Raw genomic sequence first — 26,258 nt, forward strand, 5'->3', positions numbered from 1 at the left:
CCAGAGCAAATCAAGAAAACGCCTGCCTGCGCGCCCGCGCGGGCGTCAATCGCGCCACAGATCGGGCGACAGCATCACCACGAAGGCCAGCACCTCGAGCCGCCCGAGCACCATCGTGGCCGCAAGCGTTCCCTTCACCATCGCGCTGTATTGCGCCAGCGGCAGCGGCATCTCGGTGGCCAGCGTCACCAGCGGCCCGGTATTGGTGAGCCCGGCCAGCGCCAGCACGAACGCCCCCTCGAACCGGATGCCGAAGGCCGAAAACGCCAGCACCGCGCCCGACAGGGTCAGCGCGAAGATCATGAAGAACACCCAGGCGATAAAAGCCCCTTCGCGGCGGGTCCGCCTGCTCAGAAGGCCCGAGCGTCCGACCGAATTGGGGTGAATCAGGCGCTCCATTTCGCGGCGGGCGTTGAGATACAGGATAAAGACCCGCAACAGCTTGACCCCGCCCGCCGTGGTTGCGACGCCACCGCCCATGATCGCCAGCCCCATCAGGATCAGCCCCGGTGTGTTCAGCCCTGACCATCCCTGCGCCTGCGCCCAGTCGGCGCTTGCGAAGCCGGTTGTGGTCAGGAAGGACAGCGTGGTGAAGGCCGCCCCCCAGAAGGCGCTGAAACCCAGGATCAGGTTCTCTTCGGCGCCGATGTCGAACGAGGCCAGCCAGTGCCGCGAGAACAGGATCAGCGGCACGGCCACGACAATCGCAAGGCCGATGCGGAACTCCGGGTCGTTCAGCAGACCCTGGCGTCGCGCCGCCGACGTGTCGTCCGAGAACGTCACGCGCGACAGGGCAAAGAACAGAAAGCAGAAGATGACCATTTCGCCGAAGATGCCGGAACTGCCATTGGCAAGCCCGCCCACCGGCGAGATGCCCGAGGTCGCCATCGTCGACATCGCGTGACAAAGCGCCACGAAGGGGCGGTCGCCCGCGATCATCAGCAACAGCCAGAGCACCAGCGTCAGCCCCATGTAGACCGGCACCAGCGCGTGACTGGCCCGGGCCAGTCGCTGGCGCGGGTCGGCCTGGTCGCGATGCGCGGCCCCCGGGGCGCTGGCCTGGCCCGGCTCGGACACCGCCGTGACCTCGAAGCCGCCGAGGTTCAGCGGCGCCAGGATCGCCGCCGCCGCGATCCACATCAGCAACCCGCCCATCCAGCCCACCTCGGCCCGCCAGAGATGTTCGGCAACGGACAGGCGCTCGGGCGCGAACAGCGTGGCCCCGGTGGTGGTCAGCGCCGAGACCATCTCGACATAGGCATTGAGAAAGCTGGTATTCCGAATGGCATGGTGGAACGGCACGGCCAGCATGACCGGCAGCAGCATGAAGCCCAGCAACAGCGCGAACAACTGCCGGATCGCGCTTCGGTTATGCGGTGTGCCCATCTGCGTCATGGCGGTCAGCGTGGTGACCAGAAGTCCCAGCACCGCCGAGTAGAAGAACGCGCGCGCGTCGTGGAAATCCTCGTACACCAGGGCCAGACCGGCGGGGGCCAGCATCGCCAGCGATCCGACGCCCGCCAGCAGCAGCAGGAAGGGGATGGAGAGAAGCCGGTCCATCGCTCAGAAAAAGTCGATGGAGACCTGCAGCAGCGTCTCGACAGCGGGCACGTCCTTCGAGAGCGCGAATAGCACGATCTGGTCGCCTTCCTCGACCCGGGTAGCACCGGAAATCTTCACGACCTTGCCCTTGCTGCCGCCCTTGCGCAACGCGCCGACCAGCACGCCTTCGGGAAAGTCGATGTCGCGCACCGCCTGCCCGGCGATGGGCGACGTCGACAGGACCTCGGCCTCGATCACCTCGGCCTCGGCATCGCCGATGGAGTAGACCGACCGCACCCGGCCATGCCGGATGTGGCGCAGGATCGACGACACGGTGGTGGCGCGCGGGTTGATATAGGCGTCGATCCCCAAGGGCTTCATCAGTGGCACCAGCGTGGGATCGTTGATCAGCACGATCGCCATCGGGCAGCCCTGCGCCTTGGCTCGGACCGCCGCCAGCATGTTGGTCTTGTCGTCATCGGTGACGCAGAGCACCGCGTCGGCGCGGCCGATATTGGCCTCGGCCAGAAGCGCGGTATCCAACCCGTCGCCATGCAGGACGATGGTCTTTTCCAGTTCCTCGGCGGCGCGTTCGGCGCATTTGCGGTTCTTTTCGATCACCTTGGCGCGAATGCGGTGTTCGCGGTCCTCCAGCGCGCGGGCGACCATCAGGCCGACATTGCCGCCACCGATGATGACGACGCGTTCCTGCTTGCGGTTGGGCTTGCCGAAGATCTCGAGCGTGCGGGCGACATCCTCGGTCTGGACCATGACATAGGCGCTGTCGCCGATGAAGATCTGGTCGCCCGGTTCGGGCGCGAACAGCGTGCCTTCGCGGCGCACGCCGACCACCACCGCGCGCAGCGTCGAAAACAGGTCGGTCAGCTGGCGCAGCGGCGTGTTCACCACCGCGCAATCCTCGTCGATGGTCAGGCCCAGAAGCTGCGCGCCCGCATCGAGGAAGGTCTCGGTGTCGAAGGCCGCCGGTGCCTCGAGCCGATGCAGCGCGGCGTCCGCCACTTCGCGCTCGGGCGAGATCACCACGTCGATGGGCAGGTGGTCGCGGCGATAGAGATCGGAATAGATCGCATCGAGATAGCTTTGCGCCCGCAGGCGCGCGATCTTGCGCGGGATCGAGAAGATCGAGTGGGCCACCTGGCAGGTGACCATGTTGACCTCGTCGGAATAGGTGGCGGCGATGATCATCTCGGCATCGGACGCGCCCGCCCTCTCGAGCACGTCGGGATAGGAGGCGAAGCCCGCGATCCCCTGGACGTCGAGGGTTTCGGTCGCGCGGCGCACCAGATCGGCATTGTTGTCGACCACGGTGACGTCGTTGCGTTCGCCGGACAGGTGCCGGGCGATCTGCCAGCCGACCTGGCCCGCGCCGCAGATGATGACTTTCATGAATATTCCCGCCTGGGTTCAGCTTGTCCGGGTCTGACACGGCCCAGCGGACGCGTCAATCTGGCGCCGCTTGATCCGATGGGGCACGGTGCCTGAAGGCCCCGTGCGCAGGTCTGGCCGCAGGGACCGCGGGTCCCTGCCGCGCATCAGAGGGCACAGCCCTCTCTTGTCCGCCCGGGGGCGGACAATTCACACCCGGCGCGGTGCGGGGAACGGCAACGCCAAAGACGGCGCGTCCGGTTGACAGCCGCGTCCGACCGTCCCCCTCGGTCAGGCTGTCTGGCGCTCCATTTCATCCTCGTTCTCGCCCACATGCGCGATGCGGGCACCGCCCTTGGCCGAGGTGACCACCCCCAGCGATTTCAGCTTGCGGTGCAGGGCGGACCGTTCCATCCCGACGAAATTCGCCGTGCGCGAGATGTTGCCGCCGAAGCGGTTGATCTGGGTCAGCAGGTATTCCCGTTCGAAGGCCTCGCGGGCTTCGCGCAGCGGCATCGTCGCCAGCGTGCCCGCCAGCACGACGCGGCCATCGCCGTCGCCGCCGCGCGCGGATTCCTGCGGCAGTTCACCCGCCTCGATCGGGTCGGTGCTGTCGCCGAGGATCAGCACGCGTTCGATCAGGTTCTTGAGCTGGCGCACGTTGCCCGGCCAGACCATGGTCTGCAAGAGCGCGATGGCATCTTCCGACAGCGCCCGGTGCGGCAGCCCCTGGGACTTGTGACACTGGGCGATGAAATGCTCGGCCAGGGTCGAGATATCTTCGCGCCGGTCCTCGAGCGACGGCACCGCGATCGGCACCACATTCAGGCGGTGATACAGCTCCTGGCGGAAGGTCCCGGCCTCGATCTCGGCGGCGAGATCGCGGTTGGTGGACGAGATCACCCGAAGATCGACGCGCACCTTGTCCTGCCCGCCGACCCGGACGAACTGCTGGTCGACCAGCACGCGCAGGATCTTGGACTGGGTGCCCAGCGGCATGTCGGCCACCTCGTCGAAGTAGACGATGCCGCCATGGCCCTGCTCGAGCAGGCCCGGCTCGATGCCGCGATCCGGGGTTTCGCGTCCGAACAGCATCTCTTCCATCGATTCAGGCGTGATGCCCGCGCAGTTCACCGTCACGAAGGGCCCCGAGGCGCGGTTCGAATTGGTGTGGATGTAGCGCGCGGCAACCTCCTTGCCGCAGCCCGCGGGGCCAGTCAGCATCACCCGCCCGTTGGATTTGGTCACCTTGTCGAGCTGGGTAACGAGATTGCGGAACACCGGGCTGTCGCCGATCATCTCGGCAACGTCGGTTTCGCGCCGCTTGAGCTTGTGATTTTCGCGGCGCAGACGCGAGGTCTCCATGGCACGGCGGATCACCACCAGCAACTGGTCGATGTTGAACGGCTTTTCGATGAAATCATAAGCGCCCTGCCGGATCGCCGCGACCGCGATCTCGATATTGCCATGCCCCGAGATGATCACGACCGGCACGTCCGGATTGTCGCGCTTGACGGTCTTGAGGATGTCGATCCCGTCCATCTTGCTGTCTTTCAGCCAGATATCGAGGATGATCAGCGCCGGTGGCTCGCTGTTGATTTCGGCCATGGCCTCGTTCGAGTTGCCTGCGAGACGGATGGTGAACCCCTCATCCTCCAGAATGTCGCCGATGAGTTCACGGATATCGCGTTCATCGTCGACGATCAGAATGTCGCTCATGTCTCAATTCCCTCTGTCATACCGTTTCTTCTTTTGCGCGAATGCCGGGCCGGTCCCCGGTTGGTGATGCCGATGCGGGAAGGCGGATCACCGCCATCGCACCGTGATGGGCGCCGTCGGTGAAGGCCGGCGCATCTTCCAGCGACAGCGTGCCGCCATGTTCCTCGATGATCTTCTTGACGATGGGCAGTCCGAGGCCCGTGCCCTTGTCGCGGGTGGTCACATATGGCTCGAAGAGCCGCGCGCGGTCCTCGGGCAACCCGATGCCGTTGTCGGCGATGGTGATCTCGGCACGACCGTCCTCGACCATGTGAAGGCGTATGTGGATCTCGGGTCGGTAGCCGTCGGGCGCGCGGCCCTGTTCGCGCAGGCTTTCGGTGGCCTCGCCCGCGTTCTTGATAAGGTTGGTCAGCGCCTGCGAGATCATCGTGGAATCCACCTCTGCGGCGATCTTCGCGTCGGGCAGATCGGTAACAAAGCGCACGCCGGGCTGGCCGGTTTCCTGCAGCAGGATGGCGCCCTGCAGCAATTCGGTCAGGTTTTCGGGACGGCGTTCGGGCTCCGGCATGCGGGCGAACTTCGAGAACTCGTCGACGATGCGCCGCAGATCGCCGGTCTGCCGGATGATGACACCGGTCATCTGGTCCAGCTTTTCGGCATCCTCGGGGGGCAGGCTGCGGCCGAACTTGCGCTTGATCCGTTCCGCCGACAGCTGGATCGGCGTCAGCGGGTTCTTGATCTCGTGCGCGATGCGGCGGGCCACATCGCCCCAGGCCGCCATCCGCTGGGCCGATACCAGGTCGGTAACATCGTCGAAGGCCACCACATAGCCTTCAAGCCCGCCGTCGTCGCGACGCCGGGTGGACATGCGCACCAGCAGGTTCTCGAGCCGCCCCTCGCGGCTGACCTTGATCTCTTCCTGCGCCACTTCCGCCCCGGACTCGATCAGCCGATCGAACAGCGGCCCGAATTCCGGCACCGCCACCCGGATCGGCAATTCGGCGCGGTCCTCTGCCAGCCCCAGCAGCCGCTCGGCCGAGCGGTTGACGAAGGCCACTCGGCCATTGGGGTCCAGCCCCGCCACGCCGGACGTGACCGACGACAGCACCGAATCGAACAGCCGCTGGCGGCGTTCGATCTGGCGGGTGTTCTCAAGCAGGCGCTCGCGCTGGCCCTTGAGTTGCCGGGTCATCTGGTTGAAATAGCGCCCCAGCATGGCGATCTCGTCGTCGCCGGTGTCTTCCTGTACATGCACGTCCAGGTCGCCCGCGCCGACCCGTTGCGCGGCCCCGGTCAGCCGGCCCACCGGGCGCGACAGACGTTCGGCGAACCACAGGCCCAGCCAGACCGCGGCAAGGATCAGCAGCACCGCAAATCCCAGATAGAGCAGCGCGAAGTCGAAGACCCGCCTGCCCCTCTCGCTTTCCTGCTGCTGGTAGAAACGCGCGGTTTCCTGGGTTTCGTCGAGCAGGTTGAGGATGCCGCCATCGACCTCGCGGCTGACATAGAGAAACCGGTCGACGAACGCCGCCAGCGGCACCAGCGCGCGGAACTCGTTGTTGTCCCAATCCTCGATCACCGACACGCCATCCTTGCGCGCCGCATCGAGGCGCGCGGTCGTCGGGCGTTCGAAGTCGAACAGGTAAGAGCGTTCGCCGCGCGCCCGGATTTCTCGATTGCCGTCGATCACGTAGGCCTCGCGCAGCCCGCGCTGGATCTGCGCCTGACCGCTGCCCAGAAGCTGGCGCAACTCGCCGTCATCCATGAACGGCTGGTCGCGGCGGTTGGCATCGAGAAACCGCGCCAGGGCCAGGGCATCCTCGATCAGGTCGGCGCGATGTTCCTCGCCGTAGGCCTCCGCGGCCGAAAGCGAGGCACCGACGACGTTCTGCACGCGCGTCGAGAACCATGTCTCAAGGCCGATATTTATGGTCAGGACGGCAAAGACGGCCACGGTGATGGTGGGCAGAAGCGCCATCAGCGCGAAGACGCCGGTCAGCCGCAGATGCAGCCGCGACCCAGCCGATTTGGCCCGCCGCGCCGCGACAAGCCCCGCCACCCGCGACAGCACAAGCGCCGCCACCAAAAGCACATAGACCAGATCCGCCAGCAACACGAGCCGCAGGCTCAGATCGCTGCGCCCGCCCGCCTGAAGCGGCCCGAGAACAAGATAGGTGCAGACAGCAAGAACCGGACCCAGAAGCACCAGCCCCAGGGTCGCGGCATTCTGTACGCGCCGCATGCGCCTGAGTTGCGCGACGCGCGCCCAGTTCCAGTTCCGTGCCCGAGTGGCCACAGCCGACCCTCGTCATCTTTGGTCGCACGAGGCGACCTACCGCCATATGTTGTGGTCTCACCGCTGCAACGGGTAGCGGGGCCACGGTTATGTTGCGGTTTTACATCAACTTGCGCCTGCGTGTCACGCGAATATCGAGGTCGGTGATCTTTTTACGCAGCGTATTGCGGTTGATTCCCAGAAGATCGGCGCATTTCGCCTGGTTTCCGCCGGTCGCTTCCAGCGCGATCTCGATCAGCGGCGATTCAATTTCCCGCAGAATACGGGTATAGAGCCCGGGCGGCGGCAGCATGTTGCCGTGCAGATCGAAGTAGCGCCGCAGATGGCGCGCCACCGACGACCCCAGCTTTTCGGTATCCGCGCCCCGCTGCATCGGTCCGGTCTCGGGCTGGTTGCCAAGCACCGCCTCGACCTCGGAACGGGTAATCTCGTCGGTGCGCGCGGTCAGCGACAGGCGGCGCACGGCGTTTTCAAGCTGACGCACGTTGCCGGGCCAGGAATAGGCGCGAAAGACCTCGACCGCGTCCGGCGACAGCCAGCGCGGGGCACCGCCCTCGCGATCGATCCGGGACAGGAAATGATCGCTCAGCAGCGCGATATCGTCGACCCGTTCGCGCAAGGCAGGCACCTGGATCGTCGCGCCGGACAGCCGGTAGTACAGATCGCGGCGCACCCTGCCCTCTTCCATCGCTGAGGCCAGATCGGCCTGCGACGTCGCCATGAAGCGCGGCGCGTGATCGCCGGACATGTCCATCATGCGCACGATACGGGCCTGCAGATCCTCGTCGAAATCGCCAACCTCGTCGATCAGCAGCGTACCGCCCCTGACCCGCGCCAAGACCCGGGCGGGGCCTTCGAGATCGGACAATTCGCTGCCGGTGACGATCACGAAGGGCAAGCTGCGCCGATCCGAGAAGTCGTGGATTGTGCGGGCAATCAGGCTCTTGCCGGTGCCCGATTCGCCCGAAATCAGCACCGGAAGATCGGTGTTCATGACCTTGGCGATCAGCCGGTACAGCGCCTGCATCGCGACCGTCTTCCCGACCAGCGGCAACGCGTCCGGGCCATCGGCGTTTTCGGCGGGTTCGTCGCGGCGCGGGGTGCGGTTGCGGCTTTCCAGCGCGCGGGCGGTGCGCTTCATCAGATCGGGCAGATCGAACGGCTTGGGAAGATAGTCGTAGGCCTTGGCCTCGGCGGCCTGGATCGCCGTCATGATCGTGTTCTGCGCCGAGATCACGATGACCGGCAGATCGGGTCGGTCCTGCTCGATTTTCGGCAGCATTTCCAGACCGTTGCCATCGGGCATGACCACGTCCGAAATGACCACGTCACCCTTGCCCTCGGCGACCCAGCGCATCAGCGTGGTCAGCGACGAGGTCGCGTGCACCTTGCAGCCCGCCCGCGTCAGCGCCTGCGTCAGTACCGTACGGATCGTGCGGTCGTCATCTGCGACCAGTACCGTGCCATCCATCACTCGGTCTCCTTTGCGTCCTTGGGCACCAGTGACAACGAGATGCGGAACGCGGTGCGCCCCGGAACGCTGTCAACGCTGACCCAGCCGTCATGGTCTGAAATGATCTTCGAGACGAGCGCGAGGCCCAGCCCGGTGCCGTTTTCACGGCCCGAGACAAAGGGGTCGAAGACGTCCCCCTGAATGTCGTCGGGCAGGCCCGGCCCGTCGTCGATGATCTCGATCTGCAGCGGCAGCGACTGCCCCGACCCGTCGGCCCGCCGCAGCCGGAAGCTGTGTTCGTAATAGGTGCGCAGCCGGATCTTGCCGCCGTGGCGCGGATCCGCCGCCTCCGAGGCGTTCTTGAGCAGGTTCAGCACCACCTGCAGCAGCTGGTCCGGATCGCCGTAAGCCAGAGGCAATGACGGATCGTAATCCTCGATCATGGTCATATGCGCGCCAAAGCCCAGCAGCGCCGAGCGGCGTGCCCGGTCGAGCACATCGTGGATGTTGACCGGGCGCTTGTCAGGTGCCGACAGGTTGCCGAATTGTTCAACCTGCTCAAGCAGTTTCACGATCCGCCGCGTTTCGCTGACAATAAGGTCGGTCAGCTCCATATCGGCCTTGCTCAGCCCCATCGACAGCAACTGCGCCGCCCCGGTGATGCCGGCGAGCGGGTTCTTGATCTCATGCGCCAGCATCTCGGCCATACCGATCGCCGACTTCGCCGCCGACTTCACCGAATGGTTCTGGGTCATCCGTCCGGCCAGTTCGCGCGGACTGATCATCACGATCATCCAGTCGGGCTGCCCCTGCAGCGGCGCAATCTGCAGCGAACAGGTCATTGGCGGGCGCGATCCGGTGCCGACATCGACATCGTTGACGAACAGCGGCGTGCCATGGCCGCGCGCCCGGGCAAAACTTTCCTCGATCGGCGCATCCACCGCGAGCCGGTCCCAGATCGGCTGCCCGAAGACGCCCTTGGCCGAGACGTTCATGAAGTCCTCGGCGGCGGGGTTCATGTCGACGATGGTGTCGTTTGCATCGATCAGCAGCGCCGGAACCGGCAGCGACGACCAGAGCGAGAGCGCGAAGGCGGAGTTCATGCCGCCGCCGCCACTGATCCGACGATCGCCGCGGGCAAGAGCCGCAGCACGGCCTCTGGTGCCGGGGCGGTCAGCACCTCGCGGCGCAGGGCTGTCGGTGTGCCGACATAATCCATGTACCAGCCCAGGTGCTTGCGCGCGACACGCAGGCCAAGCGCCTTGCCATAGAACGTGAGCATCGCCTCGTAGTGATTTGATACCATTTCAAGAAGCGCCCTGCCTTCCGGGATTTTCGGCGCCGTCGACCCGGCCCGCGCGGCGGCGATTTCGGCCAGCACCCAGGGCTTGCCCTGTGCCCCGCGCCCGACCATGACGCCATCCGCACCCGACTGCGCCAACGCCGTCCGGGCGGTGTCGGGGTCGATGATATCGCCATTCGCGATCACCGGGATGTCGACCGCGTCCTTGACCGCGCGGATGGCCCGCCAGTCGGCATGGCCCTTGTAGAACTGGCAGCGCGTGCGCCCGTGGATCACCACCATCCGCACCCCTGCCGCCTCGGCGCGTCGGGCAAGTTCCGGCGCGTTGCGCATACCGTCGTCCCACCCCAGCCGCGTCTTCAGCGTGACCGGCACCGACACCGCCCCCGCCACGGCGTCGATCAACCGCAGCGCGTGATCCGGATCGCGCATCAGCGCAGAGCCGGAATAGCCCCCGACCACCTTTTTGGCGGGGCACCCCATGTTGATGTCGATGATGCGCGCGCCCGACGCTTCGACGAACCGCGCCGCCTCGGCCATCCAGTATGGATCGCGACCGGCCAGCTGCACGGAGGTGTTGGCGACCCCGAAGCCCAGCTCCGCCTTCTCGCGCGTGGCCCATTTGCCCTGTACCAGTTCCTGACTCGCGATCATCTCGCTGACCACCAGCCCCGCGCCGAAACCCGCCACGAGGCTGCGGAACGGAAGATCGGTGATACCCGCCAGAGGAGCGAGGAAAACCGCAGGGGCTATGTCCGTATCGCCGAGGTTCACAAAAGCGCGCCTTTTTATTGTGCACGTGACATCCAGCTACTCCGTCGTCGGCGATGTTTCAATTCAACACCGGCCAACCTGCGCTGTGAAAATGCGCGCATGCCTAATTTTTAGGCAAACGCCCCGCTGCGTTGCGCCTGACCGGCGGCTGAAATACACAGGCCCCGCCCGAAACAAGGATCGGACCATGCGCATCGCCGCCATCATCGTTGCCGCCGGCCGTGGCACCCGGGCGGGTGGTACGGAGCCGAAGCAATGGCGCACCATCGCGGGACAAACGGTGGCGCAATGGACGCTGACGCGCTTTGATCGCGCGAACACGCGGGTTCTTGTCGTGCACCCGGACGATGCCGCGCGCGCGGACGCGCTGTTCGGGGGCTGCGCCGTGCGGTGCGTGACGGGGGGCACAACCCGGGGGGAATCGGTGCGCGCCGGGCTCGAGGCGCTGGCAGACGATCCGCCCGACCTGGTCTTGATTCACGATGTCGCCCGCCCCTGCGTAAGTTCAAGAGTGATCGACAACGTGTTGTCTGCGCTTGAGAATTCCCAAGGCGCGGCCCCCGCGCTTGCGGTGACGGATGCGCTGTGGACAGGGGCGGACGGGCGCGTCACGGGGGTGCACCCGCGCAACGGCTTGTTCCGCGCGCAGACGCCGCAGGGGTTCCACTTCGCCGCAATCCTCGCCGCCCATCGCGCCAGTGACGGCACCGCCGCCGATGACGTCGCGGTGGCGCGGTCCGCGGGAATGTCGGTTGCCATTGTCGAAGGCTCTGAGGACAATCTGAAAATCACCGGCCCCGCGGATTTCGCGCGCGCCGCTGCGATACTGGAGAGAGAGAATGGACATCCGCCTCGGTAACGGCTTCGACGTGCATCGCTTCAAGGCGGGCGATCATGTCACGCTTTGCGGGATCGACGTGCCCCACGACTTCGCGCTCGACGGGCATTCGGACGCCGACGTGGGCATGCACGCGGTCACCGATGCGATCCTTGGCGCCCTCGCCGAGGGTGATATCGGGCGGCACTTTCCGCCTTCGGAACCAGCGTGGAAAGGGGCCGCCAGCGACATCTTCCTGCGCCATGCAGTCGATCTGGCGGTCACGCGCGGATTTACAATTTCGAACATAGACCTGACGATTATCTGCGAAAAACCCAAGGTTACCCCGCATTCATCGAACATGATCGACCGAATGGCGGAAATCATGGGCATCGAGCGGTCGCGCGTGTCGATCAAGGCCACAACGTCGGAACGGCTGGGCTTCACCGGCCGCGAGGAAGGCATCGCGGCGCTGGCGACCGCAGCACTGGTGTCGGCATGAGCAGGCTGATCGCGACGGTCTTCGGGGTGGGCAATCTTCGGCCCGCGCCCGGCACCTGGGGTTCGCTCGCCGCGCTGCCGATGTTCTGGGGGCTCTACACGCTGACCGGCTTTTTCGGCGCGCTGGTGGGGATCGCGGCGGTCATCGCCGTGGGCACCTGGGCCATCGGTGTCGAGACCTTCGGCGCCACGGATCATGACCCCTCGGAGATCGTGATCGACGAGGTCGCGGGCCAGTGGATTGCGCTTCTGACGGTGGCCTATGGCGCGCATTTCACCGGGTCCGACATTCTGGCGCTCTGGCCGGGCTGGGTGGCGAGCTTCGTGCTGTTCCGGCTGTTCGATATCTGGAAGCCGTGGCTGGTCGGGCGCGCGGACCGCATGGGCACCGCCTGGGGCGTGATGCTTGACGACCTGATCGCGGGGGTCTTCGCGGCGTTGGCGACCTTCGCGCTTGGCGCGCTTTGGCATCTGGCGATGTGATGGGCGCGCTCGCGGAACGCCTGCTGGACCTGGCGGTTGCGAAAGGCGCCACCGTCACCACCGCCGAAAGCTGTACCGGCGGCATGATCGCGGCGGCGATTACCGACATCGCCGGGTCGTCCGACATCTTCGGGCGCGGCTTCGTGACCTATTCCAACGCCGCCAAGTCCGAGATGCTGGGCGTCCGGACCACCACGCTTGAGGCACACGGCGCGGTCTCGGAACCGGTCGCCGCCGAGATGGCCGAGGGCGCGCGCCGCGCCGCAAATGCCGACCTTGCCATCGCGGTCACCGGCATCGCGGGCCCCGGCGGGTCAGAGCACAAGCCCGAAGGCCGGGTCTGTTTCGCCCTGGCTACGGCCACAGGAACGCAAACCGAAACGGTCGAATTCGGCGCACAGGGCCGGGCCCGCGTCAGGGCCGCGTCACGCGATCACGCGCTTGGGCTGATGATCGCGGCCCTCGACACCTAGGCGACTCAAGACCGCCAAATAATGTGGCACAGGCGCTGCAATGTCGCCCAAAATTTAGTCACCTGCCGGATCGCGCGCTTTTTCTGCCCCCTTGAGCATCATCGCCGCTTTGTGCCGCCTGTTTTTTGCGCTTTCACCCCGCGACAACAAAAACCTCAGAGGGAACAGTCGCCATGAATGGAGCGGATACCGCCTGGATCATCGTCGCAACGGCACTTGTCTTGTTCATGACACTGCCCGGGCTCGCGCTGTTTTACGGTGGGCTGGTGCGGGCGCGCAACGTGCTTAGCGTGTTCATGCACTGCTACGCCATCGCCTGCCTGATGAGCGTGCTGTGGTTCGCGGTCGGCTATTCCATCGCCTTCGGTGACGGTGGAGCGGTCTGGGGCGGGCTCGGCAAGGCCTTTCTGAACGGGGTTACCGTCGACAGCCTGTCGGGCACCCTGCCCGAGGTCCTGTTCTTTGCCTTCCAGATGACCTTCGCCATCATCACCCCGGCGCTGATTGTCGGTGCCTATGCGGAACGCGTCGGCTTTGGCTTTGTGCTGGTGTTTTCGGGTCTGTGGATGCTGCTGTGCTATGCGCCGGTAGTGCATTGGATCTGGGGCGGCGGCATGCTGTCCGATGGCGGCATCTTCGGCGAGACCGGCGTGCGCGATTTCGCGGGCGGCATCGTGGTGCACGAGACGGCGGGCCTTGCCGCCATCGTCATCGCGATGTTCCTCGGGCCGCGTCAGAACCGGACGACGCCGCCGCACAATCCCGGCTACACCATGATCGGCGCGGCGATGCTGTGGGTCGGCTGGTTCGGCTTCAACGGTGGCTCGCAACTGGCGGCGGATGGCGGGGCCGCGATGGCACTGACGGTCACGCATATCTCGGCAGCGACGGCATCGCTGACATGGGCGCTGTGGGAACGGATCAAGTTCGGCAAGGCATCCATGGTCGGCATGGTAACCGGCACCATCGCGGGCCTTGCCTCGATCACCCCCGCATCGGGCTTCGTCGGCCCCGTCGAGGCGCTGGTCATCGGGGCCGTGGCGGGCATCCTCTGCCAGGAAGCGGTCAACCTGATCCGCAACAAGCTGCGGATCGACGATACGCTGGATGTCTTCGCGGTGCATGGCGTCGGCGGCATCTTCGGCACCATCATGATCGCGCTGTTCGGGGCGGGAAGCTGGGTTGCACAGCTGGGCGGGCTTGCGGTGGTCGGCGTCTTCACCATCGTCGTGACCGTGGTGCTGATTGTCGTGACCAAGGCGATCACCCCGCTGCGCGTCGATGAAGAGACCGAGCATAGTGGCCTCGACATCATGGTGCATGGCGAACGGGCCTACGACCACGCCAGCTAGGGCGGATGCATCGAACCTTCGGGCGGGCCTGTAACGGGCCCGCCCTTCGCGTGTCAGGACATCCGGTCGATTTCTGGTTTTTCCGGTGGCGCGGCGGCGATCTGGCTCATCATGTAGCCGTTTTCTGCGGCCTCGAAGCCACGCGGCGGACGCCCCGCAGGGCCGCGACCGGGGGGCGCTGCCTCTGGTCTGCGATGCCCCTGACGCCCGCACGCGCCCCCCGCCAGGCCGACCGGCACCAAGGCCCGCGCGGGGCCCGCCGCCGCGCCCCGCGCAAACTGGACCGGGCCTGTCGCAACGGATGCGGCGGACGCGGCGTCGGCACCGATATCCGCATCCTGCATCGCAGCGACAAACCCATCGCGATCTGGGACGGCTCGCACCATCTCATTATCCTTCGCAGCCTCGCCCCCGCGACAGATGTCGGATGGTTTCGTGGCAAAATCCGGGCGTGCCCGCAGGTTTTGCAACCGATGGTTAACGTCTCAGGCGTACAACGTGGCCGCGCGCCGCTCGAACGCGCGCACGATCCGTTGCATCGCCTCGTAGAAAAACATGCCCGCAGCCCCTTGCAGAATGCGGTTCTTGAACTCGAAATCCACGAAGAAGGAGATCTCGCAACCGCCATCCACATCGCGAAAGGTCCATCGGCTTTCCAGATACTTGAACGGTCCGTCCAGGTATTCGGTGTCGATCTGCCGCTTCTCGGGCCACAGCGTCACGCGGCTGCCGAAGCGTTCCCGGAACACCTTGAACGAGATGACCAGATCGGCCAGCATCACGCACCTGTCCCCCAGATCGTCGGTCGACCGCACCCGCGCCGCGGCGCACCACGGCAGGAATTCGGGGTAATCGCCCACATCGGCCACGAGCCTGTACATCTGGTCGGCGCTGTAAGGCAGCGTCTTTGTTTCGGAATGGGTGGTCATAAGGCTCCGGTCCGGTGGTGACACTGTGCCAAGATGTCGTATAGAGACCGGATAAAATCAAGGGAACCGGATGTCTCAGCCAGCTTATGTCATTGACGAGATGATTTCGGCCAAGTCGATCGCCGCCCGGATCGAGAAGCTTGCCCAGGAAATCGCGACCGAGTTTGCCGGGACCGAAAAGCTGGTGGTGGTCGGGCTGTTGCGCGGGTCCTTCGTGTTCATCGCCGATCTGGTGCGCGAACTGAACCTGCCGGTCGAGGTCGATTTTCTTGAAGTATCGTCCTACGGGAACAACATGGAATCGAGCCGCGAGGTGCGCATTCTCAAGGACCTTCGGACGGGCATCGAAGGGCGCGACGTGCTGGTGGTCGAGGATATCGTCGATACCGGCTACACGCTGAGCCACGTGATCCGGTTGCTCGAAAGCCGCAATCCGCACAAATTACGCACCATTGCATTGCTCGACAAACCGTCGCGCCGCGAGGTCGAGGTGCGCGCGGACTGGATCGGCTTTGAGATCCCGGACGAATTTGTCGTCGGATACGGCATCGACTACGCCCAGAGGGACCGCAACCTGCCCTGTATCGGCAAGGTGCGGTTTACGGAGTAGACCCCGATGCGGATGCTGATGCGCATGCGGATGTGGGCGCAACGCTCCAAGAGCGCGGGTCAGGTGAAGTTCATGCTGGCGATCTTTGCAGCGTGCCTCGCGCTTTATGCCGTGGAACGATGGATCGGCTGGCCCGATGCGCTGACGACGAACCGCACGGCCCCTCCCAACCGGATCGCGGACTAAGGTAGAACCGGATGCCCGGCCCAGATGTGTCGGTCCCGATCCGGACAGCATCGGGCTGACCCGCGCCGGTCGACAGACGCGCACCCGGCCCCGGACCTGATCCGGGGCCGCGTCGCATCTGTTCCCCGCGCCCGGGCATGACACGCGGATCCGCCGCAGGCTGATCGCCCGGTCAATAGATCATCCCCTCGTATAGTTTCCGCCCCGCCGCCACCCGCGCCCAGCCAAGCGGTGACAGATCGAGCGTGCGGTAGCCGCCATGGGCGATCCACTCCGCCACGCCGCGCCCTGCCGCCGGTGCGTGCTGGATGCCATGACCGGAAAACCCGGTGCAGAAGACGAGGTTGGCGAATGTGTCATGCGGACCGATGATCGCGTTCTGGTCCAGCGTGCACATTTCGTATTGCCCTGCCCAGGCCCGGTCGAGCCGCAGCTCCTCCATCGCGGGGATGCGCTGCGCCAGCGGCGGCCAGAAGGCATCGACGAGCAGGTCGTGATCCGGCTCGAAGTCGTCCGGGTCGTCGCTTTCGCGCTCGGGCGGCGGTTGAATACCGCCGATAAAACCCGCGCCCTCGGGCCGCACCCAGAGCCCCGAGGTGTCGAAGATCATCGGAAAGCCCGCCTGCGCCACCGGTGCGCGAAAGGCAAAGGCCGTGCGTTTGCGGGGTACCACCGGCAGCGCTATTCCCAGACCGGTCACCAAACGCGCCGACCCGGCCCCCGCCGCGATCACGCACCAGTCGCAGGGCAGCGTCGTGCCGTCCATCAGGCGCACGCCCGTAACCGCATCGCCCTGTCCGACGACCTGGTCCACATCGGTGCGGACATAGGCCGCCCCGGCGGCTTTCGCGGCCCGCATGGCATGGGTCAGCAACGACCAGGCGTCGAACCATCCTTCGTTTCGGGTGCCGAACGCACCGCAGGCCAGATCGTCGGTGGCAAGAAAGGGAAACCGCGCCCGCAGCGTGGCCTGGTCCAGCAACGCCACCTCGGCCCCGGCGCGGGTCTGCATCTCGACCAGTGCCGCACGCGACGTGGCCTGACCGGCGGTTGCCAGAACCAGGTACCCGGCTTCGCGAAAACACATCTCGGCGGCCCGCGCGCGCAGGAAGGCGGCGCCGTAGAGCGACATTTCGACCAGAAGCGGCGTGTCGAATTGCGTTCGGATCGACGCCGCCGACAGCGCCGTGGACGACCGTGCATAGGTCGGGTCGCGTTCGATCACCGTGATGCGCCCGGCAAAACCTTCCCGGCGCAGGTTCCAGGCGGTGAAGCTGCCCATCGCCGCCCCGCCCAGAATGACCACGTGGTCAGGCAAACGATTTCACTTCTATTCCTGCAGCTTGCAAGCCGTCTTTTACGCGCTGCGCAAGGTTGACCGCATCCGGCGTGTCGGAATGCACGCAGATCGAATCAATGGGCGTTTCCAGGCGCTTTCCGGACACCGTCTCGATTGCGCCCTCCCTGACCATCTGCGCGACCCGCGCCGCAGCGACGTCCGGATCGTGGATCACCGCGCCCGGTTTCTTGCGGTTGACCAGGGTGCCGTCCTCCTCGTAGGCGCGGTCGGCGAAGATCTCGGAGGCGACGGTCAGCCCCGCCTCGCGCGCGGATCGTTCCTGATGGCCAAGCGCGATGGACAGCGACACCAGCGTCGGATCGACCGCCTTGATCGCGCGGGTCACCGCGTCGCCGATGTCGCGGTTCTGGGAACCGAGATTGCCCAGCGCGCCATGCGGTTTCACATAGGTGATCCGGTGCCCCGCATAGGTCGCCATCGCCTGCGCCGCACCGATCTGGTAGGCCACCAGCCGCTCAATCTCGCCGGTGGTGAAGGGGATGTTGCGGCGTCCGAACCCCCAGAGGTCGGGGAAGCCCGGATGCGCACCGATGGCCACGCCACGCTCCCTGGCCATGGCAAAGACCTGCGCCATGATTTCCGGATCGCCCGCGTGAAAGCCGCAGGCCACGTTGGCGGAGGTCACGATGCCGAGGATCGCCGCGTCATCGCCCGAGGTATAGGCCCCGAAGCCCTCGCCCATGTCAGAATTCAGATCGACCCGTGTGACCGCCATCGCCGTGCCCTTTCCCGCCATGCCCCAAGGGAACGGCATGCGGCGGCGTCTTGCAAGGGGGAAGCGGCGCGATCAGTCGGCCACCGGCACCGTGTAGTTCAGAACCATGCGACCGCCATCGGGGTAGATCGTCTGGCCGACCATATAGGACGCATCCGGCCCGGCAAGAAAGGCCGCGACGGCGGCGATCTCGGACGGCTCGCCGCAGCGTCCTGCGGGCGTGCGCGACAGGATCGTCCGGCGCGCGGCATCCGATTGCATCACCGACTGGCGCACCATGTCGGTCAGGATCGTGCCCGGCCCGATGGCGTTGACGCGGATGCCATGCGGAATGAGCCCCACCGCCATCACCGCCGTCAGTTGCTTCATGCCGCCCTTTGAGCAGGCATAGGCCACGGTGTTCGGGATCGCCAGTTCGGCATTGACCGACGACATGTTGATGACCGCGCCGCCCTCGCCCTGGGCGATCATCTGGCGCGCCACCGCCTGCCCCAACAGGAACGGCGCCTTGAGGTTGACCGCGAGGGTCTTGTCAAAGCCATCCTCGGGGAAATCGACGAAATCGGCCTGCACGATGACGCCGGCATTGTTGATCAGCACGTCGCAGCGCCCGAAGGCCTCGACACAGGCCGCGACGATGGCAGTCGCGCCCGTGCCATCAAGCACCGAAAGGTCCGCCACGTGGGCCACGGCCCGACTGCCCAGCCGGTCGACGGCGGCCAGCAGTTCCGCCTCCTTGAGGTCCACCATGAAGACGCGGTCGCCATCGGCGAGAAAGCGTTCGGCGCAGGCCAGGCCCAGCCCTTGGGCGGCACCGGTGATGATGACGGCGCGGTCGTTTTCTCGCATCGGGCTCTCCTTTGGCGCGGGTTCAGGCGCAGTCTGACAAAAGCGCGCGCGGGCGCAACCCCGGGATCAGGGCAATTGGCGACACAAGCCCGCCGGTGGCCGCGTGCCCGCCGCTGATCCGACCGCTTGGGTTTGGGCGTTGCCCCACAATCGCTCGGTCGCGGTGTGCACCTTGGGGTGGGCGGGTTCCAACCTGCGCGGCCTCACCCCAAAAGGCCCGGAGCTAGGGGTCCAGCCCCTCGAACCAGTCGAGCGCCATCGCGGTCCAGCCTTGCGGCACCGCATGGCCGCCATCGAACAGCGCAAACTCCAGCGTCGCACCGGGCACGCAGCTGTCCCAGCCGCGGCGCATGTAGACAGCGTCGGTCGCGTGCCGGTCGGCCTTCAACGCGCAGCCGTTGGTGACGCGCCAGACCGACATGGCGTGCCACACGTCACCCTGCGCCACCGCACCCGGCGCATCGACTGTCGCACCGCGCAGGAGCCGTCCCTCGAGCGGGACAACCGCATCGCGCCAGCCATGTGTGTGGAACAGCCGCACCGGCCCCGCGCAGGACACAGGGTGGGGCCGCCAGAAACTGCCCGCGACCGGCGCATAGGCGGCGAAGGCATCGGGGGCGGCGCAGGCAAGATAGCTGGTCATCGACCCGCCGATCGAAAAACCCGCCAACAGCATCCCGTCGCGCGCCAGCCCGAACCGGCTGGCGGCGTCGTCGGCCACCGCTTGCAGAAAGGCGACCGCGTCGCGCGGCTGGGCGCGGTCGGGATGGAACGCCCAGGACCGACCGTTGCGCCCCGGTCGCGGCGTGCCGTCGGGCGCGATCACCGCGTAGCCACGCCCCAGCGCCGTCTCGACCAGACCGCGCATGGACAGCACGCCCTGCCCGCTCGACCCCCAGCCATGCAGAAAGACCAGCGCGGGCGTCCCCGCGCGCGGGGTTTCGGGCAGCTCGATATGATAGCTGCCGCCCGCGATCTTGCAGGGGTCGGGCGCAACCACGCACCCCGCCTGCCCGCTATGAGGCAGCAGCGCCGCGAGGATCGTGATCAGAATGAGAGGCAAGCGCATGGCGGACACCATTGACGGGTGGTGAAGATGGCCCAGTGAACGGCAGACCAGCGGCATCGGTCAAGGAGACCGGTCTCCGGCAGGCAACGGGTGCCAGCGTCCCCCGCGTCACTCCCCGGCAAGCACGGCATCGCCCTCGGCGTCGAGCGCGGCCCGGATCCGCGCCCGCTCGCTGCGCGCCCGGGTCTGCACGCGCGGCTCGCGCAGCGACAGCGGCGTATCGAGGCGCAGCGGCAGGAATCCGTGCTCGGCCACGGGCAACGACGACATCCGCGACAGCATCGGGGCTGCGACCAGGCTGAGCGCAACAGGGGCCAGCCACAGCGACAGCACCCCCGCCACCATGCCCGCGACCATTCCCAGCCCGAGCACCGTTTCGAGCCAGTGAAAGCGCAGCAGCGTGCCCCAGCCGTAATGCTGCGTGCCGCGCGCCTGCGGGGCCCAGGGGTTGGCGCGGCCCAGCAGCGCGCGCAGGACGGCCACGCTTTGTTGCACCATGAGGATCGGCGCATAGAGGATCGCCAGCGCGATCTCGACCAGTGTCGTCGCGGCAAAGCGCCCGACCCCGCCATAAAGCTGCACCACGCCGCGCGTCGCCGCCAGAAGCGCCGCCGCCACGATCTTGGGCAAAAGCAGCATCACGTAGATGAAAGCCAGAAACCAGACCCCGTCGATCCGGCTGGATTGCGGCCAGACCGGCGCAAAGGGATTGGCGGGGCTGAAATAGCTGACCTCGCCCGCCGTCATCGGCAGAAAGGCGGACCAGACCACCAGAAGCACGAACCACGCGGGCGACAGCAGGTAGGCAAACGCCCCCTGCAGCAGGTGGAACCGCGAAATCGGGTGAAAGCCGCGCGCCGCCAGAAGCCGCAGATGTTGCAGGTTGCCCTGACACCAGCGCCGGTCGCGCAGCACGTAGTCGATCAGCGTGGCCGGTGTCTCTTCGAAGGAGCCTCCGGCGCGGGGCAGGAACCGCACTGCCCAGCCCGCCCGGCGCAGCATCCCGGCCTCGACGAAATCGTGGCTCAGGATCAGCTCGTCGCGCCCGTCGCGGCCCCGCAGATGCGGCAGCTGCGCGCTGTCGGCAAAGGCCCGGGTGCGGATGATGGCGTTATGGCCCCAGTAATTGCCCTCGGATTGCGACCAGAGCGACAGTCCCTCGGCCAGCAGCCAGCCATAGACCGAGGTGGCGAATTGCTGCATCCGGCCGAACAGCGTCTCGGCCGAGATCAGCACCGGGAAGGACTGGATCAGGCCGGCATCGGGGTCGCGCGCCATCGCGTCGCTGAGATGCCTTATGCCCGCGCCGGTCATCAGGCTGTCGGCATCGAGCACGATCATCGCATCCCATGCCGCGCCGTATTCGGCGATCCAGTCGTTGATATTGCCCACCTTCTTGTCGGTATTGGCGGCGCGGCGGCGGTAATGCACCGCGATCCGGGGTCCGGCCTCGGCGCGCAGGTGCCCGACCGCGCGCACCTCTTCGGCGGCGATGGCCGGGTCCTGCGTGTCCGACAGGATGAAGAAGGCAAAGGTGTCGCGGGCCGGGCCCTGTTCGAGGTCGCGCCGCATCGCCGCGACATTGCCCGTCACGTCCGACGGGGTCTCGTTGTAGATCGGCACCAGCAGCGCGATCCGCTGTGCCGGGCCGCGCGGACGTCGATCGGCGCGGCGGCCCAGGATCAGCCGCACCGCCGCCAGCGCCACCGCGGAGACCGACAGCGACACCCAGATGAAGGTCAACCCGATCAGCAGCGTCACCAGCCCTTCCTGCGCGGTAAAGCCACCCGCGTCGAACCAGCGCACCAGCCCCGCGATCAGCGACAGCGTGATCGCCAGCGCCGGGCCAAACGCCCCGATCCGCCACCAGAGGTCGCGACGGCGATGGCGCGGCATGGCCCGCCCGGGCGGTGCGGCCCGGTCAAAGCGTTGCGCCTGCATCGCCAGCGGCGCGCGCGGCGGCATCATCCTGTCCTGCGCGCCCGTCATGCCGTCCACCGATAGAGCCAGACTTCGGACAGCGGCCCGTCGCCTTGCCGCAACTGCGCGCGCATCTCGATCACGTCGGCATCGCCGGGATCGAGGGTGAAGCCCAGCCGCAGCCCCCCGGTCTGGGGATTGCGCTCGATGATCGGGGCCACGATCTGGCCCCGTGCCGCCCGCACCAGCGGCTCGATCCCGGCCGGATCCTGCGCCACGCCGTCCTTGGGGGCGAAATCGATGGCAAAGCGGATGCCGCCGCCGCGCGCAGCACCCGCGCGGGTGTTGTGCACCCGCAGACCGGTGCCGTATTCAGCCCGGTCGCTCCAGGTCATGTCATAGGCAAAGGCATGCGACCCCCCCGGCTCCAGCGGTTCGGCGGGACGCCAATAGGCTACGATATTGTCGTAGACCTCGTCGTCGGTGGGGATCTCGACCAGCGTCACCTCGCCCCGGCCCCAAGCCCCGCGCGGCGCGATCCAGAGCGACGGACGCCTGTGGTAAAGCGCCTGAAGATCGCCGAAATCCTCGAAGTTCCGGGCCCGCTGCATCAGTCCGAAACCCTTGGGGCCATCGTCCTGAAAACCGCTGATCTGCAGCGTCTTGGGGTTGGCCAGCGGTCGCCAGATCGTCTCTCCGTTGCCATTTTCGATCAACAGCCCGTCGGAATCGTGGATCGCCGAGCGGAAATCGGAAAATCGGTCTCGGTTGGTGTCGTCGAACTGGAACATCGAGGTCAGCGCGCCGATACCGAAATGCGCCATGCGGCTGCGCGCGAAGATCTCGGCCTCGACCCCGATCTCCAGCGCTTCTCCAGGCGTGATCTCAAAGCGGTAGGCCCCGGTGCAGGACGGACTGTCGAGCAGCGCGTGCAGCACGGTCGTATCCGCACCGCGCGCCGGCCTTTCGATCCAGAAATGCCGAAACTCGGGAAATTCCTCGCCCGAGGGTTCGCCCGTGTCGATGGCCAGCCCGCGCGCCGACAACCCGTAGGTCTGGCCCGCGCCGATACCGCGGAAATAGCTCGCCCCCTGGAACACCGCGAATTCGGTAAAGATGCCCAGGCGCTCCAGCTCGGCGCGCAGGCGAAAACCGGAATAACCCAGCGTGTCGTCCACCGGCAAATCGGGGAACTGGTCGGTGGTGTCGAACACGGCCAGATCGAACAACACGGGCCGCGCCGCCCCGCCCGCAACCACGTCAAGGCGGATCGGCGTCGGAAAATACAGCCCCGGCGCAAAGACATCGAGGCGCAGGGGCGCGTCGGTGCCTTCCCACAGCGCATTCCGGGCATCGAACCAGATCGCGCGATACTGATCATAGCTCAGATCGGTCCAGGCCTTGGGAATGCGCGGCGGCGGGGCATAGGGGGTCTGCGCCAGACGCCGCGCCAGCAGGCGCACGTCGCCGGAGGCAAAGGGTTTCGGCGTGCCCAGTCGCAGCCCCGGCTCATCGGGGGCCGTAACGTCGCCCGCGCGCACAGGCAGGGCAAGGGCCGCCAACAGCCCGGCAAGAACATCGCGTCTCAGCATGTCATGGGGTCCCCTTCGCCCGCCGCCAGGGCTGCGACTTGAACCAGCCCGCGCCATAGGCCACCGCGACGAGAAGCAGCGCACCGGCCAGATTGACGGCGAACATCGTCAGATGATTGCGGCCCAGCACGTCAAGCCAGAGCCCCATCAGCCGGGCGAGGTACATGGAGGCGATGAACACCGCCAGGGATTGCTGACCCACCTTCATGATGAAGGCAAGACCGCGCCGCCACAGCATCGCCGCGGCATGCCCGGACCCGGACCCCGCACCGGACGGGATCAGCCGCGCCCCCCGCGGCCCGACTGCAACCCAGGCCAGATAGGCCAGCGCCAGGAAGTGCACATAGCGCAGGATGCCGAAATCCGTCTTGGCGATCAGCAGGGCATAATCGCCGCGCCAGACCCGCACGAATTCGGACGCGCCGATGATGCGGAAATAGGCAAACGGCACGATCAGGATGACAATCAGCGCGGCGAGGATCACCAGACGCCGGTCAACCGGCGGCACCGGCAGCCAGCCCGCCATGAAAGCAAATCCGGTGAAGAAGATCAGCTGCCAGCCGAACGGGTTGAAGAACCATTCGCGGTCCGACCACGGCTCTGCCGGAAGCGACAGCATGTCGGCCTGCGCGGCGGCCCATAGTGCGACCACCACAAGCACTGCAAGCCCGCGGTGAACCGCGACCAGCGCCACGAAAAACGGCATCATGGCCAGGATGACCAGGTACATCGGCAGGATGTCGAAATAGTTCGGCACGTAGCTCAGCGTTAGCAGACCGATGAGGTTGGTCTCGGTCTCGTTGAAGAACGGATGCAGGTTAAGCTGGCCCACGTAGTCGCGCTCGAACGCGCCCGAGGCATTCAACGCGGCCATGGTCGCGGCGACCGCAAGGAAGAGCCCGATATGCGCCCAGTAGACCTGCCAGCAGCGAAACGCGACGCGCGCGGCCCCCAGCGCCCAGCCCCGATCGCGAAACACCGCGCCAAAGGCGATGGCCGACGCCATGCCCGAGCAGAAAACAAAGATCTCGGTCGCATCGGAAAACCCGAACCGCGCCGGAATCCAGAGCGTCAGCCAGTTGCCCGGCACATGCGCGATCAGGATGATGAACATGGCGATGCCACGGAAGAAATCGAGCCGCGGATCGCGCAGCGTGGACCGCGGGGTCGCGGTGGCATTCGGGAACGCGGCGGCGGTGGCCGACATGGGTGTCTCTGCAAGGCTCATTCGGCTGCTTCGTGCTTTCGGGACGGCGTGACAAGGCTGCTTACGGGTTTATCGGGCCGCGTAAAGGGCGACATTCCTGCGCGCGGCGGCAATGGCGGAGTCCCGCGTCTCAACGCGGCAAATATCCGGTATTGTCGGGTCATCCTGCGTGGCCTCCTGCTTCTGCGGCACAAGCCTAGGCGGCTGCGCTGCGCGATAGGGTTCACATACGCGGCAAAGCGCGGCTTTGTGAATTCCGGCTCGGCGGGAATTGGCGTCAGCGTCGGCGCGCGATTGCCGACCGGAGCATGTCGAGCACGCGGTCGCTGTCTTGTCCCATGCGGGGCGGCGGCGTCCGGTAGCGCACCGGCGTTTCCGAGAATTTCAAAGGATTGCCAAGTAGTTGCACGGCCCCCTTCACGCAATCCGGATGCGGCATCTCGATGACCGCGCCGCGCGCAACCGCCTGATCCGACATAAGCGCCTGTCCGACCGATTGGATCGGCCCGGCAGGCACGGTCTTGCCGGCCAGGCGCAAAAGCACATCCTTTTGCGCCAGTGGTGCCAGAATTTCCGCAATGATCGCCGTAAGATCGGCGCGATTTCTGGTCCTTAGCGGGTTTGTTTCAAAACGCGGATCACGGCCAAGCTCTTCCCGCCCCATTTCTGCGCAGAAGCGTCGGAACTGGGCGTCATTGCCGACAGCCAGGATCACGTGCCCGTCCGCACAGGCGAAGACATCGTAGGGCGCGATATTGGGATGCGCGTTGCCGCGCCGCTTCGGCTCCTGCCCCGAGGCCAGATAATTGGTGCCCTCGTTGATCAGCCAGGCCATCTGGGTGTCGACCAGCGCGACGTCGATGTGCTGCCCCACACCGGTCGCATCGCGGTGGCGCAGCGCGGCCAGAACCCCGATCGTCGCATACATGCCGCACATCAGGTCGGCAATGCCGACGCCCACCTTCATGGGCGGCCCATCGGGGGCACCGGTCAGCGCCATGATCCCGCCATAGCCTTGCGCCATCAGGTCATAACCCGCCAGGTGCCGGTTCGGCCCGGTCTGGCCGAAACCCGAAATCGAGCAATAGACAAGCTCTGGGCGCGCGGCGCAGAGCGCGGCATGGTCGAGCCCGAATTTCACCAGCCCGCCCGGCTTGAAATTCTCGATCACCACATCGGCCTGCATCGCGATCTCGCGCACCAGCGCCGCGCCGTGCTCGGTCGAGATATCGGCCGCCACCGACAGCTTGTTGCGGTTGGCGGCCATGAAATAGGCCGAAAGATCGCTCTGCCCGTCCCGGGTTTCGGCATAGGGCGGCCCCCAGGCGCGGGTATCGTCGCCACCCGTTGCGGGGTTTTCGATCTTGATCACGGTGGCCCCGAGATCGCCCAGCATCTGGGTCGCCGTCGGTCCGGCGAGGATCCGCGTGAGATCGCAGATAACCAGCCCGTCGAGCGCGCCCCGGGGTTCAGCGTGTTCCGTCATAGGCTCTCCGGTCGATCTTCGTGGCGGTCATGGCGAACGCGATGGCGGCACTTGCGGCGCGCAGGACGCCTTTTGCGCCGCCCGGTCCAAGGCGGCAGGCCCGTGCGGTCCGTGTCCCGGCCGGGTGCCGCACGGCCCGCATGACCGGACCCGACGCGATCAGTGCCAGAGATCGATCGACAAAGACAAGAAAGATCTCGCCAAGATGCGCGTTCTCCAGCATGGGCCCCGCCGCG

At 66.4% G+C, this 26,258-nt stretch carries 25 protein-coding genes; 7 read left to right on the top strand and 18 right to left on the bottom strand.

The window, feature by feature from the left end; translation table 11 throughout:
• Positions 1 to 45 precede the first annotated feature (45 nt).
• From ACXYMN_RS03810 to dusB, 7 genes are all read right to left on the bottom strand, one after another.
• Positions 46 to 1,560, bottom strand: a complete 1,515-nt coding sequence (locus ACXYMN_RS03810) for a potassium transporter TrkG (RefSeq protein ID WP_459012108.1) — start codon at positions 1,558 to 1,560, stop codon at positions 46 to 48.
• Positions 1,561 to 1,563: 3 nt separating this feature from the next.
• On the bottom strand, positions 1,564 to 2,949 hold the full coding sequence (gene trkA / locus ACXYMN_RS03815; RefSeq protein ID WP_459012109.1) for a Trk system potassium transporter TrkA: 1,386 nt from the start codon (positions 2,947 to 2,949) through the stop codon (positions 1,564 to 1,566).
• Positions 2,950 to 3,219: 270 nt separating this feature from the next.
• Positions 3,220 to 4,647: a nitrogen assimilation response regulator NtrX gene (gene ntrX / locus ACXYMN_RS03820; RefSeq protein WP_459012110.1), complete on the bottom strand. Its 1,428-nt coding sequence runs from the start codon at positions 4,645 to 4,647 to the stop codon at positions 3,220 to 3,222.
• A 16-nt stretch (positions 4,648 to 4,663) separates the two neighbouring features.
• Positions 4,664 to 6,889 carry a sensor histidine kinase NtrY-like gene (locus ACXYMN_RS03825; RefSeq protein WP_459012111.1) on the bottom strand — a complete coding sequence of 742 codons (2,226 nt, stop codon included), beginning with the start codon at positions 6,887 to 6,889 and terminating at the stop codon, positions 4,664 to 4,666.
• Positions 6,890 to 7,043: 154 nt separating this feature from the next.
• On the bottom strand, positions 7,044 to 8,414 hold the full coding sequence (locus ACXYMN_RS03830; RefSeq protein ID WP_459012112.1) for a response regulator: 1,371 nt from the start codon (positions 8,412 to 8,414) through the stop codon (positions 7,044 to 7,046).
• Positions 8,414 to 9,499, bottom strand: a complete 1,086-nt coding sequence (locus ACXYMN_RS03835) for a two-component system sensor histidine kinase NtrB (protein WP_459012114.1) — start codon at positions 9,497 to 9,499, stop codon at positions 8,414 to 8,416. Before ACXYMN_RS03835 ends, ACXYMN_RS03830 begins: the two co-directional genes overlap by 1 nt.
• Entirely contained in the window at positions 9,496 to 10,473 is a 978-nt protein-coding gene (gene dusB / locus ACXYMN_RS03840; protein WP_459012115.1) for a tRNA dihydrouridine synthase DusB, read from the bottom strand. The genes ACXYMN_RS03835 and dusB overlap by 4 nt, the downstream gene beginning before the upstream one ends.
• A 187-nt stretch (positions 10,474 to 10,660) precedes the next feature.
• Between dusB and ispD the strand changes: the two genes are divergently transcribed.
• From ispD to ACXYMN_RS03865, 5 genes are all read left to right on the top strand, one after another.
• On the top strand, positions 10,661 to 11,332 hold the full coding sequence (gene ispD / locus ACXYMN_RS03845; protein WP_459012116.1) for a 2-C-methyl-D-erythritol 4-phosphate cytidylyltransferase: 672 nt from the start codon (positions 10,661 to 10,663) through the stop codon (positions 11,330 to 11,332).
• Positions 11,313 to 11,792: a 2-C-methyl-D-erythritol 2,4-cyclodiphosphate synthase gene (gene ispF, locus ACXYMN_RS03850; protein WP_459012118.1), complete on the top strand. Its 480-nt coding sequence runs from the start codon at positions 11,313 to 11,315 to the stop codon at positions 11,790 to 11,792. Before ispD ends, ispF begins: the two co-directional genes overlap by 20 nt.
• On the top strand, positions 11,789 to 12,274 hold the full coding sequence (locus ACXYMN_RS03855; RefSeq protein ID WP_459012119.1) for a phosphatidylglycerophosphatase A family protein: 486 nt from the start codon (positions 11,789 to 11,791) through the stop codon (positions 12,272 to 12,274). The genes ispF and ACXYMN_RS03855 overlap by 4 nt, the downstream gene beginning before the upstream one ends.
• Positions 12,274 to 12,747, top strand: coding sequence for a CinA family protein (locus tag ACXYMN_RS03860; protein ID WP_459012120.1), 474 nt, complete (start codon positions 12,274 to 12,276; stop codon positions 12,745 to 12,747). The genes ACXYMN_RS03855 and ACXYMN_RS03860 overlap by 1 nt, the downstream gene beginning before the upstream one ends.
• Positions 12,748 to 12,920: 173 nt before the next feature.
• Positions 12,921 to 14,099: an ammonium transporter gene (locus ACXYMN_RS03865; RefSeq protein WP_459012121.1), complete on the top strand. Its 1,179-nt coding sequence runs from the start codon at positions 12,921 to 12,923 to the stop codon at positions 14,097 to 14,099.
• Positions 14,100 to 14,152: 53 nt separating this feature from the next.
• On the opposite strand, the gene ACXYMN_RS03870 is transcribed toward ACXYMN_RS03865, so the two are convergent.
• Positions 14,153 to 14,485, bottom strand: coding sequence for a hypothetical protein (locus tag ACXYMN_RS03870; RefSeq protein ID WP_459012122.1), 333 nt, complete (start codon positions 14,483 to 14,485; stop codon positions 14,153 to 14,155).
• Between the two features lie 99 nt (positions 14,486 to 14,584).
• Positions 14,585 to 15,028: a type II toxin-antitoxin system RatA family toxin gene (locus tag ACXYMN_RS03875; RefSeq protein ID WP_459012123.1), complete on the bottom strand. Its 444-nt coding sequence runs from the start codon at positions 15,026 to 15,028 to the stop codon at positions 14,585 to 14,587.
• 70 nt (positions 15,029 to 15,098) lie between these two features.
• On the opposite strand from ACXYMN_RS03875, the gene hpt reads away from it, so the two are divergent.
• Together hpt and ACXYMN_RS03885 are read left to right on the top strand one after the other, a co-directional pair.
• The gene (hpt, locus tag ACXYMN_RS03880) at positions 15,099 to 15,638 is read left to right on the top strand and encodes a hypoxanthine phosphoribosyltransferase (RefSeq protein WP_459012124.1); all 540 of its coding nucleotides are present in this window, start codon (positions 15,099 to 15,101) and stop codon (positions 15,636 to 15,638) included.
• A gap of 6 nt (positions 15,639 to 15,644) precedes the next feature.
• Positions 15,645 to 15,824, top strand: a complete 180-nt coding sequence (locus ACXYMN_RS03885) for a hypothetical protein (RefSeq protein WP_459012125.1) — start codon at positions 15,645 to 15,647, stop codon at positions 15,822 to 15,824.
• Positions 15,825 to 15,996: 172 nt separating this feature from the next.
• On the opposite strand, the gene ACXYMN_RS03890 is transcribed toward ACXYMN_RS03885, so the two are convergent.
• The 9 genes from ACXYMN_RS03890 to ACXYMN_RS03930 form a co-directional block, all read right to left on the bottom strand.
• Positions 15,997 to 17,142, bottom strand: coding sequence for an NAD(P)/FAD-dependent oxidoreductase (locus ACXYMN_RS03890; RefSeq protein ID WP_459012126.1), 1,146 nt, complete (start codon positions 17,140 to 17,142; stop codon positions 15,997 to 15,999).
• Positions 17,135 to 17,938, bottom strand: a complete 804-nt coding sequence (locus ACXYMN_RS03895) for a LamB/YcsF family protein (protein ID WP_459012127.1) — start codon at positions 17,936 to 17,938, stop codon at positions 17,135 to 17,137. The genes ACXYMN_RS03890 and ACXYMN_RS03895 overlap by 8 nt, the downstream gene beginning before the upstream one ends.
• A gap of 33 nt (positions 17,939 to 17,971) precedes the next feature.
• Complete coding sequence (locus tag ACXYMN_RS03900) at positions 17,972 to 18,748, bottom strand: SDR family NAD(P)-dependent oxidoreductase (protein WP_459012128.1); 777 nt, start codon at positions 18,746 to 18,748, stop codon at positions 17,972 to 17,974.
• A 223-nt stretch (positions 18,749 to 18,971) separates the two neighbouring features.
• Positions 18,972 to 19,817, bottom strand: coding sequence for a CE1 family esterase (locus tag ACXYMN_RS03905; RefSeq protein WP_459012129.1), 846 nt, complete (start codon positions 19,815 to 19,817; stop codon positions 18,972 to 18,974).
• Positions 19,818 to 19,925: 108 nt separating this feature from the next.
• Entirely contained in the window at positions 19,926 to 21,806 is a 1,881-nt protein-coding gene (gene mdoH, locus ACXYMN_RS03910; RefSeq protein ID WP_459012130.1) for a glucans biosynthesis glucosyltransferase MdoH, read from the bottom strand.
• Positions 21,803 to 23,329 (bottom strand): OpgD/OpgG family glucan biosynthesis protein, encoded by a 1,527-nt coding sequence (locus ACXYMN_RS03915; RefSeq protein WP_459012131.1) that lies wholly within the window; start codon positions 23,327 to 23,329, stop codon positions 21,803 to 21,805. The genes mdoH and ACXYMN_RS03915 overlap by 4 nt, the downstream gene beginning before the upstream one ends.
• 1 nt (position 23,330) lies before the next feature.
• A complete protein-coding gene (locus tag ACXYMN_RS03920) occupies positions 23,331 to 24,557 on the bottom strand; it encodes an OpgC family protein (protein WP_459012132.1) in 1,227 nt (408 codons plus the stop codon).
• A 256-nt stretch (positions 24,558 to 24,813) separates the two neighbouring features.
• On the bottom strand, positions 24,814 to 26,022 hold the full coding sequence (locus tag ACXYMN_RS03925; protein ID WP_459012134.1) for a CaiB/BaiF CoA transferase family protein: 1,209 nt from the start codon (positions 26,020 to 26,022) through the stop codon (positions 24,814 to 24,816).
• Complete coding sequence (locus tag ACXYMN_RS03930) at positions 26,006 to 26,245, bottom strand: hypothetical protein (RefSeq protein WP_459012135.1); 240 nt, start codon at positions 26,243 to 26,245, stop codon at positions 26,006 to 26,008. The genes ACXYMN_RS03925 and ACXYMN_RS03930 overlap by 17 nt, the downstream gene beginning before the upstream one ends.
• Between the last annotated feature and the right edge of the window lie 13 nt (positions 26,246 to 26,258).

Source organism: Roseivivax sp. CAU 1753 (assembly GCF_054482575.1).

Bases quoted from the DNA above. Each gene is read 5' to 3' on its own strand.
- trkA (WP_459012109.1), bottom strand. From the start codon at position 2,949: ATGAAAGTCATCATCTGCGGCGCGGGCCAGGTCGGCTGGCAGATCGCC.
- ACXYMN_RS03835 (WP_459012114.1), bottom strand. From the start codon at position 9,499: ATGAACTCCGCCTTCGCGCTCTCGCTCTGGTCGTCGCTGCCGGTTCCG.
- ACXYMN_RS03810 (WP_459012108.1), bottom strand. From the start codon at position 1,560: ATGGACCGGCTTCTCTCCATCCCCTTCCTGCTGCTGCTGGCGGGCGTC.
- ACXYMN_RS03925 (WP_459012134.1), bottom strand. From the start codon at position 26,022: ATGACGGAACACGCTGAACCCCGGGGCGCGCTCGACGGGCTGGTTATC.
- mdoH (WP_459012130.1), bottom strand. From the start codon at position 21,806: ATGACGGGCGCGCAGGACAGGATGATGCCGCCGCGCGCGCCGCTGGCG.
- ACXYMN_RS03900 (WP_459012128.1), bottom strand. From the start codon at position 18,748: ATGCGAGAAAACGACCGCGCCGTCATCATCACCGGTGCCGCCCAAGGG.
- ACXYMN_RS03915 (WP_459012131.1), bottom strand. From the start codon at position 23,329: ATGCTGAGACGCGATGTTCTTGCCGGGCTGTTGGCGGCCCTTGCCCTG.
- ACXYMN_RS03905 (WP_459012129.1), bottom strand. From the start codon at position 19,817: ATGCGCTTGCCTCTCATTCTGATCACGATCCTCGCGGCGCTGCTGCCT.
- ACXYMN_RS03870 (WP_459012122.1), bottom strand. From the start codon at position 14,485: ATGGTGCGAGCCGTCCCAGATCGCGATGGGTTTGTCGCTGCGATGCAG.
- ACXYMN_RS03865 (WP_459012121.1), top strand. From the start codon at position 12,921: ATGAATGGAGCGGATACCGCCTGGATCATCGTCGCAACGGCACTTGTC.
- ACXYMN_RS03920 (WP_459012132.1), bottom strand. From the start codon at position 24,557: ATGAGCCTTGCAGAGACACCCATGTCGGCCACCGCCGCCGCGTTCCCG.
- ACXYMN_RS03825 (WP_459012111.1), bottom strand. From the start codon at position 6,889: ATGCGGCGCGTACAGAATGCCGCGACCCTGGGGCTGGTGCTTCTGGGT.
- hpt (WP_459012124.1), top strand. From the start codon at position 15,099: ATGTCTCAGCCAGCTTATGTCATTGACGAGATGATTTCGGCCAAGTCG.
- ntrX (WP_459012110.1), bottom strand. From the start codon at position 4,647: ATGAGCGACATTCTGATCGTCGACGATGAACGCGATATCCGTGAACTC.
- ispF (WP_459012118.1), top strand. From the start codon at position 11,313: ATGGACATCCGCCTCGGTAACGGCTTCGACGTGCATCGCTTCAAGGCG.
- ACXYMN_RS03895 (WP_459012127.1), bottom strand. From the start codon at position 17,938: ATGCCGTTCCCTTGGGGCATGGCGGGAAAGGGCACGGCGATGGCGGTC.
- ACXYMN_RS03830 (WP_459012112.1), bottom strand. From the start codon at position 8,414: ATGGATGGCACGGTACTGGTCGCAGATGACGACCGCACGATCCGTACG.
- ACXYMN_RS03855 (WP_459012119.1), top strand. From the start codon at position 11,789: ATGAGCAGGCTGATCGCGACGGTCTTCGGGGTGGGCAATCTTCGGCCC.
- ACXYMN_RS03885 (WP_459012125.1), top strand. From the start codon at position 15,645: ATGCGGATGCTGATGCGCATGCGGATGTGGGCGCAACGCTCCAAGAGC.
- ACXYMN_RS03875 (WP_459012123.1), bottom strand. From the start codon at position 15,028: ATGACCACCCATTCCGAAACAAAGACGCTGCCTTACAGCGCCGACCAG.
- ACXYMN_RS03860 (WP_459012120.1), top strand. From the start codon at position 12,274: ATGGGCGCGCTCGCGGAACGCCTGCTGGACCTGGCGGTTGCGAAAGGC.
- ispD (WP_459012116.1), top strand. From the start codon at position 10,661: ATGCGCATCGCCGCCATCATCGTTGCCGCCGGCCGTGGCACCCGGGCG.
- ACXYMN_RS03930 (WP_459012135.1), bottom strand. From the start codon at position 26,245: ATGCTGGAGAACGCGCATCTTGGCGAGATCTTTCTTGTCTTTGTCGAT.